The sequence below is a fragment of the Paenibacillus sp. 11B genome, assembly GCF_030487755.1.
Taxonomy (GTDB): domain Bacteria; phylum Bacillota; class Bacilli; order Paenibacillales; family Paenibacillaceae; genus Paenibacillus; species Paenibacillus vandeheii.
On the sequence record NZ_JAUKNS010000001.1, the window covers coordinates 1,479,846 to 1,492,837 of the forward strand.

Annotated in this window: 15 protein-coding genes; 8 read left to right on the forward strand and 7 right to left on the reverse strand. The window is 46.4% G+C overall.

Annotated features, from left to right (window positions below; genetic code table 11):
• The first annotated feature begins 102 nt into the window (after positions 1–102).
• A complete protein-coding gene (locus Q0V21_RS06585; protein ID WP_301878112.1) occupies positions 103–2,754 on the forward strand; it encodes a cation-translocating P-type ATPase in 2,652 nt (883 codons plus the stop codon).
• Between the two features lie 240 nt (positions 2,755–2,994).
• Positions 2,995–4,338, forward strand: a complete 1,344-nt coding sequence (locus Q0V21_RS06590; RefSeq protein ID WP_301878114.1) for an MFS transporter — start codon at positions 2,995–2,997, stop codon at positions 4,336–4,338.
• 118 nt (positions 4,339–4,456) lie between these two features.
• On the opposite strand, the gene Q0V21_RS06595 is transcribed toward Q0V21_RS06590, so the two are convergent.
• The 3 genes from Q0V21_RS06595 to Q0V21_RS06605 are packed head-to-tail and all read right to left on the reverse strand — an operon-like array spanning position 4,457 to position 5,590.
• A complete protein-coding gene (locus tag Q0V21_RS06595; RefSeq protein ID WP_301878115.1) occupies positions 4,457–4,789 on the reverse strand; it encodes an SMI1/KNR4 family protein in 333 nt (110 codons plus the stop codon).
• A complete protein-coding gene (locus Q0V21_RS06600) occupies positions 4,764–4,901 on the reverse strand; it encodes a hypothetical protein (RefSeq protein WP_301878117.1) in 138 nt (45 codons plus the stop codon). Before Q0V21_RS06600 ends, Q0V21_RS06595 begins: the two co-directional genes overlap by 26 nt.
• Before the next feature lie 32 nt (positions 4,902–4,933).
• The gene (locus Q0V21_RS06605; RefSeq protein WP_301878119.1) at positions 4,934–5,590 is read right to left on the reverse strand and encodes a DUF2625 domain-containing protein; all 657 of its coding nucleotides are present in this window, start codon (positions 5,588–5,590) and stop codon (positions 4,934–4,936) included.
• A gap of 204 nt (positions 5,591–5,794) precedes the next feature.
• Between Q0V21_RS06605 and Q0V21_RS06610 the strand changes: the two genes are divergently transcribed.
• A complete protein-coding gene (locus Q0V21_RS06610; protein ID WP_301878121.1) occupies positions 5,795–6,364 on the forward strand; it encodes a DUF1565 domain-containing protein in 570 nt (189 codons plus the stop codon).
• Positions 6,354–7,289, forward strand: a complete 936-nt coding sequence (locus Q0V21_RS06615; RefSeq protein ID WP_301878123.1) for a right-handed parallel beta-helix repeat-containing protein — start codon at positions 6,354–6,356, stop codon at positions 7,287–7,289. The genes Q0V21_RS06610 and Q0V21_RS06615 overlap by 11 nt, the downstream gene beginning before the upstream one ends.
• A 38-nt stretch (positions 7,290–7,327) precedes the next feature.
• Here the strand turns inward: Q0V21_RS06615 and Q0V21_RS06620 are convergent, their stop codons facing one another.
• The gene (locus Q0V21_RS06620; RefSeq protein ID WP_301878124.1) at positions 7,328–7,882 is read right to left on the reverse strand and encodes a TetR/AcrR family transcriptional regulator C-terminal domain-containing protein; all 555 of its coding nucleotides are present in this window, start codon (positions 7,880–7,882) and stop codon (positions 7,328–7,330) included.
• A gap of 159 nt (positions 7,883–8,041) precedes the next feature.
• On the opposite strand from Q0V21_RS06620, the gene Q0V21_RS06625 reads away from it, so the two are divergent.
• Positions 8,042–8,536 (forward strand): nuclear transport factor 2 family protein, encoded by a 495-nt coding sequence (locus Q0V21_RS06625; RefSeq protein ID WP_079351183.1) that lies wholly within the window; start codon positions 8,042–8,044, stop codon positions 8,534–8,536.
• A gap of 89 nt (positions 8,537–8,625) precedes the next feature.
• Here the strand turns inward: Q0V21_RS06625 and Q0V21_RS06630 are convergent, their stop codons facing one another.
• The 3 genes from Q0V21_RS06630 to Q0V21_RS06640 all read right to left on the reverse strand — a co-directional run bounded on the left by Q0V21_RS06630 (position 8,626) and on the right by Q0V21_RS06640 (position 11,358).
• On the reverse strand, positions 8,626–9,456 hold the full coding sequence (locus Q0V21_RS06630; protein WP_079351182.1) for a methyl-accepting chemotaxis protein: 831 nt from the start codon (positions 9,454–9,456) through the stop codon (positions 8,626–8,628).
• A gap of 63 nt (positions 9,457–9,519) precedes the next feature.
• The gene (locus Q0V21_RS06635) at positions 9,520–10,521 is read right to left on the reverse strand and encodes a sensor domain-containing diguanylate cyclase (protein ID WP_079351181.1); all 1,002 of its coding nucleotides are present in this window, start codon (positions 10,519–10,521) and stop codon (positions 9,520–9,522) included.
• 30 nt (positions 10,522–10,551) lie between these two features.
• Positions 10,552–11,358 carry an alpha/beta fold hydrolase gene (locus Q0V21_RS06640; protein WP_079351180.1) on the reverse strand — a complete coding sequence of 269 codons (807 nt, stop codon included), beginning with the start codon at positions 11,356–11,358 and terminating at the stop codon, positions 10,552–10,554.
• Positions 11,359–11,607: 249 nt separating this feature from the next.
• Between Q0V21_RS06640 and Q0V21_RS06645 the strand changes: the two genes are divergently transcribed.
• The 3 genes from Q0V21_RS06645 to Q0V21_RS06655 all read left to right on the forward strand — a co-directional run bounded on the left by Q0V21_RS06645 (position 11,608) and on the right by Q0V21_RS06655 (position 12,890).
• Entirely contained in the window at positions 11,608–11,847 is a 240-nt protein-coding gene (locus Q0V21_RS06645) for a hypothetical protein (RefSeq protein WP_301878126.1), read from the forward strand.
• Positions 11,825–12,259 (forward strand): hypothetical protein, encoded by a 435-nt coding sequence (locus Q0V21_RS06650; protein WP_301878127.1) that lies wholly within the window; start codon positions 11,825–11,827, stop codon positions 12,257–12,259. Before Q0V21_RS06645 ends, Q0V21_RS06650 begins: the two co-directional genes overlap by 23 nt.
• Positions 12,260–12,332: 73 nt before the next feature.
• Positions 12,333–12,890 (forward strand): DUF1697 domain-containing protein, encoded by a 558-nt coding sequence (locus Q0V21_RS06655; protein WP_301878129.1) that lies wholly within the window; start codon positions 12,333–12,335, stop codon positions 12,888–12,890.
• Positions 12,891–12,992: the final 102 nt, after the last annotated feature.

The following is a 12,992-nucleotide window of genomic DNA, read 5'->3' on the forward strand; positions in this document are numbered from 1 at the left end:
GTTCATAAATTTGATGAAGTTTTACTGATTCTTAGACGCCTGCAAGGTTATATACACAAAGAAATCTAATATCCGAAATCTATGATCCAAGGAGCTGGTCATTTGCAACATTACAGACACAGTGCAGAGGAGACACTTCAGGACGTTAAGAGTTCCAGGGATGGGCTCACCACCTCCGAAGCTGCAAAGAGACTTGAGACGGAAGGCTATAACGAGTTAAAAGGAAAAGCTGCAACCCCCATCTGGAAGCTATTTATTGAAAATTTTAAAGATCCCATGGTGATCGTGCTTCTCATTGCAGCGGCTGTCCAGATAGTACTCGGACACCTGATTGAATCGCTGATTATCTTTCTCGTCATTCTGTTAAATGCCGTCATTAGTGTCGTACAGACCAAAAAAGCCGAAAGTTCTCTGGATGCACTGCGGCAAATGTCTGCACCCGAAGCCAAGGTCATTCGTGATGGTCAGAAAAAGACGATTCCGGCGAGGGAACTCGTTCCCGGCGATATTGTCCTGCTCGATGCGGGAGATTACGTGCCTGCAGATGGACGCATATTGGAATCAGGAAGTCTCCGAATCAATGAAGGCATGCTGACCGGAGAATCCGAAGCTGCGGAGAAACATGCGCATGCCATTCCCGAAGAAGCACCGATCGGAGACCGTCGCAACATGGCATTTAGTGGTTCACTGGTCGTGTATGGTCGTGGCATGCTCGTTATTACAGGCACCGCACTGAAAACGGAAATCGGCAAAATCGCCGAATTAATTGAAAATGCTGAAGCCAAAGAAACACCGTTACAACGCAAATTGGAATCGTTCAGCAAGAAACTTGGATTCTTTATCCTGGGCTTGTCGATCCTCATTTTTGCTATTGAAGCAGGTCGTGTCTGGTTAACGGAAGGAACGGAAAATATCGGCCCATCCATTGTGAATGCCCTAATGTTCGCAGTTGCCGTAGCTGTCGCAGCCATTCCTGAAGCCCTTTCATCTATTGTAACGATTGTATTATCTCTCGGAACGAATAAAATGGCCAAGCAGCACGCCATTATCAGACGTCTTCCTGCCGTGGAAGCTTTGGGTTCTGCCAGCATTATCTGTACTGACAAAACAGGAACGCTTACTCAAAACAAGATGACTGTGGTGGACTATTACATTCCCCATGGCACGAAAGACCAATTCCCCGATGATCCCAAACAGTGGTCTGCAGAGGAACGCCGCTTGTTACATATTGCAGTACTCTGCAATGATTCGAATATTAACCAGGAAGGCAAGGAACTTGGTGATCCCACCGAGGTAGCGCTCATCGCCTTCAGTAACCGGGTGAACAAGGATTACAATGAAATTCGTGACCAGTTTCCGCGTGAAGCCGAGCTTCCTTTTGACTCGGATCGGAAATTGATGAGTACGGTGCATACGTTTGAGGGACAGACCGCTTTGCTGACCAAAGGTGGCCCGGATGTGCTGTTTAGCCGTTGTAGTCATGTTTTCATAAACGGTGAAGTTCAGCCATTGACGCCTGAGATTCGCACGCAATTTGAAGAGAAGAACGAAGCGTTCTCCAAACGCGCCTTCCGTGTGCTGGCTTACGCCTACAAAAAGTTTGATGACAAAAATCAGGTTACGATAGAGGACGAATATGATTTAACACTTGTTGGTCTGACAGCCATGATTGATCCCCCGCGTGAAGCAGTATATGGTTCGATCGAAGAGTCCAAGAAGGCGGGCATTCGTACCATCATGATTACCGGCGACCACAAAACAACAGCCCAAGCCATCGGTATTGATATCGGACTTGCAGGCCCGGACGACCTGGCCCTTACCGGAGCAGAGCTGGACAAACTGTCGGATGAAGAACTCGACCAGCAGCTCGAACATATCTCGGTGTACGCACGTGTATCTCCTGAAAATAAAATCCGCATCGTGCGTGCGTGGCAGCGCAAAGGCAAGATTGCAGCCATGACTGGAGATGGTGTCAACGACGCACCAGCATTGAAACAAGCCGACATCGGCGTAGCGATGGGCAGCGGGACGGATGTCGCCAAAGATGCGGCAGCCATGATTTTGACGGATGATAACTTTGTGTCCATCGTGAATGCAGTCAGTGTCGGGCGAATGGTATTTGATAATATCAAAAAAGCCATTGCGTACCTGTTTGCAGGAAACCTCGGGGCGATTATCGCCATTTTGTTTGCACTTGTGGTCGGTTGGGTGAATCCTTTTACAGCGCTGCAACTGCTCTTTATCAATCTGGTGAATGACTCCCTGCCTGCCATTGCACTCGGTACCGAAAAAGCTGAACCGGATGTCATGCGACGCAAACCGCGAGATATTAACGAAGGCATCTTTGCCGGCGGAACGTTACAGGCTGTCATTACTCGCGGTGTCCTGATCGGGGTGGCGGTCATCGTGTCCCAATATATCGGACTTGGGATCTCGGAGGAAATAAGTGTGGCCATGGCCTTTACAACCTTGATTCTGGCACGGAGTCTGCAAACTTTTGCAGCACGCTCCAATACACAGACGATTTTCCAGGTCGGCTTCACCACCAATAAATTAGTTCTTGGTTCCATCCTGGTTTGTCTCTGCCTTTACGCGATCACGCTGATCCCGGGTGTACGCGGCATCTTTGCCATCCCGGCTGCGTTTGGCTGGAATGAGTTCCTGATCGCAGGAGGACTCGCTCTCGCAGCCGTCATTCTGATGGATGTCATCAAATGGATTCGCAATCGGGGGAAACAAGCCAGCGTAGCCTAACAGTAATAGGCGCCCTTTAAATTTAGGGCGCCTATTTTTTTATAGCATCCTATACAACCTTGACGATCCTAGCTAGATAAGGAAAATGGAGTCTAATTTTTTCAACCCACTGTAATTATGACATTATTGCCATATAAGAAGATTGAGCGTAAAATGGTTTATTGATTTGGTTACCTGTTCGAATCAGAAAACAGGTACATTTATCATGACTCCATTGAATTCATAGACAGGAATGGTTACGTGAAAGATAAAATTGTAATGCCTCTCTGGACTTGCTGCCTGTTCATCGTTGTGATGAATACCACCATGTTTAACGTCTCTTTACCCGTTATTATTCATGATCTTCAGATTACATCGGACCTGGGGTCCTGGGTCATCTCAAGCTACTCCATTGGTTACGCCTTGTCGACGGTGATTTACAGTCGATTATCTGATCGTATCCCGGTGCGCAAACTGCTGACGGTGGGATTGCTTATTTTGGGTTTATCTTCATTATTCGGATTATTTGCTCACAGCTTTGCGATCCTTCTGCTGACACGCATTCTGCAATCTGCGGGTGCAGGGGTCATGGCCGGGCTTGGGCTTGTCATCGCAAGCCGTTACATCCCGTTGGAACGGCGCGGAGCTGCCATCGCACTTATTTCATCAGGCAGTGCCATGGCATTTGGGCTCGGTCCAATCGTAGGTGGACTCATTAGTGAGTACTGGGGTTGGAATGGACTTTTCGCTATTACGGTGCTGGTCCTGCTTGCACTGCCCGTACTGCTCTATTTTCTCCCGCGTGAAACGGCCAAACCGGAGAATCCTTTTGATATGATCGGTGCAGCATTAACCGTGATTAATGCAACTACCCTTCTGGTTGCCATCACTCAGCAGTCATGGTTATGGCTGTCCATCGGTGTCATTTCACTTATTGTGCACATCGTGTATATTCGCAGGGCAAGCCTGCCTTTTGTGAATCCACATGTATTCCGAACACCCGGGTTTTCCCGGCTACTGATCATCGGCTTCTGCGTTCTGGTCGTAAATCTGGGCAATCTGTTCCTGATGCCGCTAGTGCTCGCTGATCTGTTTGGACGTTCGTCACTGGCTATTGGTCTGCTGATTGCTCCTGGAGCCATCGTCTCGGCATTCTGCACCCGTTTCGTAGGTCGCTGGATTGATCGATATGGCAATATGCGTTTTCTAATGATCGGACACATTTTGCTTGCCGGAGTGTTAGCTCTGTTTATGCTGGGACTGAATCAGTCTGCTTTGATTATCACCGGCGGATATCTCTTTTTCTCCCCGGCACTCTCAGCCTCCATAGCTTCCCTGAATAACGAAGCATCTCGGGTGCTGCCCAAAGCGCAAATCGGCTCCGGCATGGGCTTGTTACAGCTGATCCAGTTTTTTGGCGGTTCGGTATCCGTGGCTGTCTGTGGGCTGCTGCTGCATAGCATTCCGGGTGTTCCAGTAGAGGAAGCCTATCATGTTGTATATGGATGTCTGCTCTTAGTCTGTCTGATCTCGCTAGTCATCGTGGTCTGGCATAACAAAGCTGCACGATCGACTTCTACGGTTACAATGACTGAGACTGGATAGGTTGCAAACTAGGATGTATTCTATATCATTCAATCAAAACATTCATGTATTCGATGGAGTAAAAGGCCCGCGAATAGCGCGAGCCTTTTGTCGTTCACGAGGATATTCAAACGGTGAATCACTCAACTGGATCACTCGGTCTGGCTTTTAAACAAGCTATGAATGCATTGAAATTGGCAGCGATCTCTCGTACATTTTCCTCCAGCAGTTGCTGGGCTTCCTCCGGCGTCTCTGATTCACTCTCGGCATCTTCGCGTACCATCGCTTCTTCATGGTCCATAACCAGTACGGCAGGAGATTCTGAATTCTTTCGGTAATCCAATAAGTAGTTGTTGCCGCTGCTGACACTCCAAGCAAACGGAATAATCCGGCGTGGATCGGGATTCACGTCATCTACCAGATTGATGTTATTCGCAATGAACTGATTACTCCCAGTCGATGACCTCTCCATTTTCAATCATATCAAATGCTTGACCATCGGCCTCCCGTTGAAACTCCAGATATTCATGCGGAAACAAAATGCCGTAATGCTTCTGAATGTTATCGATATTCAAGTTATTCATACACTCCCTCCATACAGTCCTGTCATAGCACATCATTTCCCAGCCAATGCTGCTTTCCAGGCTTCTTCCACAGCTACAGGAGCTTTGCTGCTGCTCTCGCCGCTGCCCTCTTCCGTCCAAAGCGGTGGATAATAGGCGAATACTTGTCCTATCTGAAGCTGTACCATGTCGTTCTGCCAACCCTTCCAGCGAAAGGTCTGATAATACTGCTCCAGATCACCATTAGCCAACCAGTTGATGAAGCCCGAATAAGCCAGTTCTGTCGATTCCCATTCCAGCGTGTCAGGGGCAAAATAGTATACATGTCCTGTACAGCCATACTTACCCGTATCCATTCCGAAAAATCCACCCGCAGCATCATAAGCGACGACCATCATGCCTTCCAGTGCGGGTACACAAGGCTTGTCAGCCACACCATTCCAACTGGTCAGACTCCCGAAGGTTTGATCACCTCCCGATCCAAGCAACGTAATCCAGCCATCATCCAGCACAATGCCCGCTGTCTCATAGGCAACAGCCCCCAAATAGGATTTAGTACTTACTTGTAGGCGATAAAGCGCGTCCTCTCCGACCTCTCGCTGTGCAGGAACATAGGTATATTTATTTTGTCCATGGTCCAACAGTTCCTTGAGTTCCTCCCAAGCATGATTCTCCCGATCCACTAATTCGTTTGCGATTAATTTATGCATAATTATTGCTCCCTTCAGCCTACTTTACATTCTGCTTGCTCCCCCCCTATGGATTTATCCATTCCCGTTCAAAAATACCATTCCACATCTTAATCCTCCATTCTTCCACTCATGCTAGTTTTCTATGAACATATCACACCCCTATTCCTCCATTCAAATCTGCTATAATCAAACTTTATAGCAAATTCATAAGGAGGAAACACTTTGCTTCGTACAGTCACACAATACGTTCTGGCCCTGATTCTAATGCTTCTCGCAACAGGTTGTCAGGATGAGGGCTCTTCCATGCCTTCACCAGATTCGGTTCATACACCCGCCACCAAAGAAATTTATTACATAGCACCCGATGGAAATGACCAAAATACAGGAACCATTCAAGAACCCTGGAGAACGCTACAGCATGCTGCAGATCATGCCAAGCCAGGCAGTACCGTTTATTTACGGGAAGGGGTATATCATCAAAAGGTGAAAATAACCCGGAGCGGAAATGCCTCCGGCAATCCCACCCTGTTCTCCAGTTATCCACAGGAGAAAGTCATCATTGATGGTGAAGGTCTGTCGGTACGCGGTATAGAAGGTTTAATTGAAGTCGAAAATGCCAGCTTTATTACGATTCAAAATCTCGATATCCGCAACTTTACAACCTCTCTTCGGGGTCAAGTGCCTACTGGCATCTATATTCACGGAGCAGGGGAACACATTCAAATCCTGGGCAACACCGTTCATTCCATTGCAAATGATGCCAAGCCCTCAGGACCGGGATTTGCAGGGTAGAGATGCCCACGGAATTGCAATCTATGGTACGGAGCATCCCCAAGCCTTACGGGACATTATGATCAAGGATAATGAATTGTATGATCTCGTGCTCGGTTCAAGTGAGTCACTTGCAGTCAACGGGAATGTCGATACGTTTGCCATCTTGGACAACACCATTCATGACAGCGACAACATTGGTATTGATCTGATCGGTTATGAAGGTACATCCGAAGATGACACGTATGATCAAGTGCGAAACGGCATTGTACGAGGAAACGAAATCTATAATATTTCTTCCAATCTCAACCCTTCCTATGGAACGAACCTCCCCAATGAAAGCAATTCTGCCGGGGGAATCTATGTAGATGGAGGCAAAAATCATATCATCGACCATAATCGGGTATACCGCAACGATATCGGGATCGAGATTGCTTCGGAGCACGCCGGACGTTCAACGAGCAACATTACGTTGCAGGATAATCTCATTTTTCATAACAGGCTGACAGGTATCGCCATGGGCGGCTATGATGAGGAACGCGGTTCTACCGTGGACAGTACGATTATGTACAATACAATAGTTGATAACGACCTGCTGGATGCTGGCAATGGGCAGCTGTTCATGCAAGCCCAAACGAAGAACAATACGTTCAAGCGGAACATTCTCGTATCAAATAGCTCTGACGTGCTCATCTACAATGAATACACCAGTAATTCGGGGAATGTGTTTGATCATAACGTGTACTACTCCCCTGCACCACAAGAAGATGCGCTCTGGGTCTGGAAAAACAGGGAGTATGCCGGCTTCACCTCCTACGTCGAGGGATCAGGAAATGATGCTCATTCATTGTATGTGAATCCGAAGTTTATGGATGACGCCAACGAAGACTTCACTCTCCAAGCCAGTTCCCCTGCCAAGGGATATGGATTTATGAGCCACGAGTAACCGGAAAGAGTGACCAGGATAATGCCGGTAAAGTGATTCTACGATTCGTTGTTAAAATACGTTCTAATAGGCTGAGGCATGGCGGAAAAAATTAATTCCCCCAATTCGGCGGGGGATTCCCTCATGCCGTTTTCAAGCCAGTCTTTGGTGACATTGACTCCTCCGTAGGCATTAAACTGGATCGCAAAAGCAATATCCTGTGGCAATGAGGCAAGACCCAATTTTTTCTGGATATGCTTGGTATGGCACTCGACCGTATATTGAAAAATAATATTATAGAATGATAAATGTGTATCGTCGTCAAATACTTTTTTGAAATAGAGATAGTCCTCTTTAATAAACGCTACAATTCTTCCGGCCACGCGCCCCCAAGGCTCCTTCTCTATATATTGATTGATGATTTTATCCGCTTTGTCACTATAGATCCAGGCAATCAGATCGTACTTGCTCGAAAAATGATAATAGAACATCTGTCTGCTTACCTGACAATGATCCGTGATGTTGGTGACAGTAATGGATTGAATCGGGTTCCGTTTGGCCAAATCAATCAGGGATTCAGCCAGGAGTTCTTTGGGCGTGATTTTTCTAAGCATAGGTATCTCCCTCCTGAGGTTCTAACGCTGCTATGGTGTCTTGGCCATTCTCTTTACATATCGACGTATTTGTACAGTTTTTTTACACTCTACTGAAACAGTCTATTATGATTTGAGATTCTTTAATTTATACTTTGATGTGAAAGGGGAGTGGAATATATGGATTCCAAAACGATCAAAAATGTAACCGTTAACGCGTCAATGGATACTGCAAATGAAGACGCCCGCAAAAACATGGATGTCATTATAGAATTTTTCTCGCTGTATCTGGGTGATACGGACCAATTTTATTCGCTGTGGGTTGAGGAAAACCCGGCAGTGATTACACCGTTTGTTACAGCAGATGTCGCCGTCCTGCACAATGCTGTTCAAGAAGGCTGGGACGCTGTTAAAAGCTTCTTCAATCCGATTTTCACTGATATGAAAGGTACATTCGAATGGACGATTGACGAGTTTATAGTCGGCGAAAATCCGAATACCATTGTTACCAAAACACGGAGCAACATCGACATCACTGCCAACGGACCCTGGGGTAACGACAAAAAAATCAAGTATAACGGCATTTACGTGCAAATCTTCAAATTTGAACACAACAAGATCAAGTCATTTGAAGAATACTACGATACCGCTTTGCTGAATAAACAGTATTCCTAAAAGGAAGCTGACCCAAGTTCATCCTGAAGCAAATAAGAAAACGCTCAACCACATCTGTGGTTGAGCGTTTCGTTCATGTATCGACGGAATTATTCCACGTCATCCGTTATTTTTTCGACCAGCCTGCGCAAGCCGTGATTTGTTTCATTCAATTGATCGATCACATTCATAAACTCTGTGACCAGCTTCGCCTGCTCTTGCGAAGAAACTGAAATCTGGGCAATCTCTTGCTCCATACTCAATACGGATTTTTTTACAGCGTCAAGCGACTGCTCAATCCGTCCGGTAGCTTCTTTGGTTCCCGTGGACATCTTACGAATTTCGGTGGCGACCACCCCGAATCCTGCCCCGGCCTCACCGACCCGCGCTGCTTCAATTGCAGCATTCAAGCCAAGCAGATTGGTCTGCTCCGAAATCTCTTTAATGTATAGAACGACCTCATTAACGTTTCCGGAATCCTCAACCGCCCGTTTCGTATTACTCAAGATTTCTTCCGAAGTCGCACTCAATTCCTCGGAATGAGCAGCAACATGCTGAATGCCCTCAATCAGTCGGCCGGTAACTTCGTCAGCCTGATTCATCAGCTTTTTCAATTGATCCTGCGTATCCATACTGTATGTAATGCAAATCACTGCTTCTATTTCATTCTGCTCGTTCTTGATGGGATGGAAATAAGAATCCGCAGCGATACCGAATAGTTCGGCCGGATAATGCTCCCTTGTTTTCGACTCATTCTGTAACATCTTAAAATCCCTGTGGATATCCGGGAGCGGATCTCCTGCCTTAAAATCATATTTCAAGGCATTCCCAGATTGGAAAAACAAAAACTTCTCCCTGTCCATTACCGAGATGGATACATCCTGACGTGCAGCTTCCCGAATGAACGGCATGGCAGTCAAAACAGCCTCAACCTGATTCATAATGATGTGCTCACTTCCTCTAATTTGGATAATAGCATTAAATACTATATCGACAGTTATCATTTAATTATGAAGGTTTGAGTTGTTACGCTCTGCTTCTGACGCATGTGTCACCCGATTTCTTCCTCCGGTTTTGGAGACATACAGCGCCTTATCCGCTTTTTGGAACAGGGACTGCTCCGTGTCTTCCTCCGCAACAGTAGCTGCGCCGATACTCACCGTGATGTTATATTCGCCCCAATCAGCGGAAGCGACTTGTGAACGGTATCGCTCTGCGGTATGCATCGCCTGCTCCTGATCACAATCCGCAAGAATAATGACAAATTCCTCTCCGCCATAACGCGCGACCACATCCGTACTGCGTGACACCGATTGTAGCAGGCCCGCCAGATTGCCGAGCACCAAATCCCCGATCGGATGCCCGTACGTATCATTAATATTTTTGAAATGATCAATATCAACGACCAGCAGGGAAAAACAACGTTGGGAGTCCCGAAAAAACGTCAGGCTTTCAACCATTTTGTCCTGGAAATATCTGCGGTTCTTCAGTCCGGTAAGCAAATCCGTAGAAGCCATCGTCTCCAACTGATCATTCACTTTGATTAATGCCTGCTGTTTTACCTTGTACTCCTCATGCAATCGCTCAAGCTCCTTATTCGCCTCATTCGTAGCTTGATATAATTCCTGCAGCTTTGTTTTGGTCTGCAATATATCCTTCTCATGCTCAATTCGCTTGCGCATGATCACCACGACACAGTCAATTATGCTTTCTCCGTTGCGAGTCTGGCGAACCCCGTTCAGAAGAACCGGAACATCCTGCTGATCACTGGTACGAAACGAGAAGTACATCTCATCCACATGACCATATAGCTGAATGTATGGATAAAAATACGTGTGAAAAAACAACTTGTTGGTCACCGACATCGTCGACTCAATATGCTTCCCTAACAAATCGGTGCGTTCATATTTCAGCATGCCCAGCATGGTTTGATTAATCGATTGAATGATTCCCGAGTCAGAGATGGAGAAGTATCCGCAAGGTGCCAGATCTAATTGTAGGTCCATGGAATAATTGCACTTTCCTCTCCTTTTACTTTACACGCTCTGCAAATAGTCTTTAATGAAACGACTTGTTTCTTCTGGCTGACTCAAATGAGGGTAATGTCCCTTCGCCGTCATCTGTAGAAGTCTGCTATTCTTCAGATGAGCATGCAAGTAATCCCCCACTTCAACTGGAGCGATGCTATCGTCTGAACATTGGAGAATCAACGTGGGTACAGAAGCCCGCTCCAGATCATCCCGACAATCCGAGAAAAACGTCACCTCGGCAAATTGCCTCGCAATATGCGGGTCCCTTGAACAAAAGCTTTTTTCCAACTCCACTGTCAGCTCTTTGCGCTCGGGATTCTGCATCACGATTGGAGCAAGATAACTCGCCCAACCAACAAAATTCATCTGCATCATCTCCAGCAGCTCATCTATGTCGCGTCGGTCAAAACCGCCGTAATAATTCGGAAGATCATTTACGTAACGGGGAGAAGGCCCCAGCATTACAATACGTCTAAAATATTCGGCTGCCTGAATGGATGCAAGCATGCCAATCATGCTGCTTACAGAGTGCCCGACAAATACGACGTCTCTCAGATTGAGCGCTTCCATAATTTCAAGCACATCCTGTGCGTATCCTTGCAGACTGCTGTACTTGTCAGCATCATAATAGTCAATTTGAGATTGGCCCGAGCCTACGTAATCAAACAAAACGACACGGTAGTTATCCATAAAACTCGGAACAATGTAGCGCCACATATCCTGATCACATCCAAACCCATGAGCAAACACAATGGTTTGCCCGCCGGTACCAAGTACCTTTACATTGTTGCGTACTAGGACGTCAACCGTCATTCCAATCACCTCTCTGAGGTAGTATCCTCTTGCTTTCGTTCTATTAAGTTATTATATCGGAAAATGCTGGGAGATGAATAATAAATATTAATTTTCCTGCTGTAGCTCAGCCCATCCTACATCCGATGCCCGTTGAGACTGAATAAATCTGTAAGCCTTTCCCATTCTGATATAGTATAATTCTTATGATCAACGGAGTAGCTACTTAGGCAAGAACACATACCAGAAGACCAGGAGGAATCAATCCCCATGCAACAACTGGAGGCTGCCTTAACCCGTTTTGTGGAACAGCAGAACTTATATAATGAAGCTTATGGACTTTTCAAAAACCATGATCTTCGTCCTCTCACACAACATCATCAACCGGAAGCGGACGAACGAATTCCTCTCTCCCTAGAGCTTCAATATCTATACAGTCACTATGAGATGGTCGATGCGAAGGCCGAAGGTACACTCAAGTTGAAAAATGCGGCTGTCGAAATCGGATGATGCAGCCGTGATCTTCTTTGTTGCACCTGAACATCTGTATCGGCAGCAGTTAGGCTATCGATGGGTCGGCATGAACGAGCCTTATGAGGAAGCTGCCTCATGGAAACCAGGTCATGTTGTCATCGCCAATGTGAATGATAATCCCTTGATTGTGGACACAGCAGCACCTGACTCGCCTGTGTATGCAGCCTTTGAAGGCGGCGAACCAACACGGGTCGCTGAGTCATTGTCTGACTTTTTTACCGCAGTCGCTATCCTGATAGAAGCTGCACGGACTTATGGTGGAGAATTGAAGGATGAGGAATCTTACGAAACCAAACCCGAATATCTGAAGCTTGTGGAACCTCGATTGAATGATTTGCTGGGAGAAGAGCATGTGGTGCATGTATTGGAGTATTTGTCGTTTCGCTAATGGTTAGAAATAAAACATACATTTACAAGGTCCCAAGAGTACAGGACCCAACCAGGGATATGGAGGCGTGAATATGATTTATGTTGCTTTGCTTCGAGGCATCAATGTAGGCGGGAACAATAAAATCAATATGAAAGAGCTGAAAGAAACGTTTGAACAAGCAGGCTTGCTGGATGTGGTGACGTATATCAACTCAGGCAATATTATCTTTGCCGATCATCAGGATCGCGTCAATGCGAATGTGGAATTAGCCCAGATTCTTGAACAAGCCATAACTGTCGATTTTGGCTTACAGATCAAGGTCATGGTACGTAATCTGGATGAAGTCCGGACTGTTGTTCAGGCACTGCCGGAGGAATGGACCAATGATGCGATGGCTAAAAGTGATGTCATGTTCCTCTGGGATGAGGTGAATGACGTTTCAGTGCTGGACAAGCTGCCCATCAAACCGGAAATCGGCACATTGCTATATGTTCCCGGAGCCATTTTGTATTCCGTCAGTAAAGAACTTGTCACCAAGAGTGGTATGAGCAAGCTCGTAGGCTCCAAGGTGTACAAATATATGACGGTCCGGAACGTAAACACGACCCGCCAGATTTACAAGCTGATGCAGGCTGCGGCTGAGAGATGATCAAGGCCAAGTGAAGTCTTATGTTTTCAGGTGCAAGCACGGGCTTTTTCGAGTGCACTTCCAATCCGATCGCGAAGTAAAGCTGCGTGCGTGTGCTCAAGA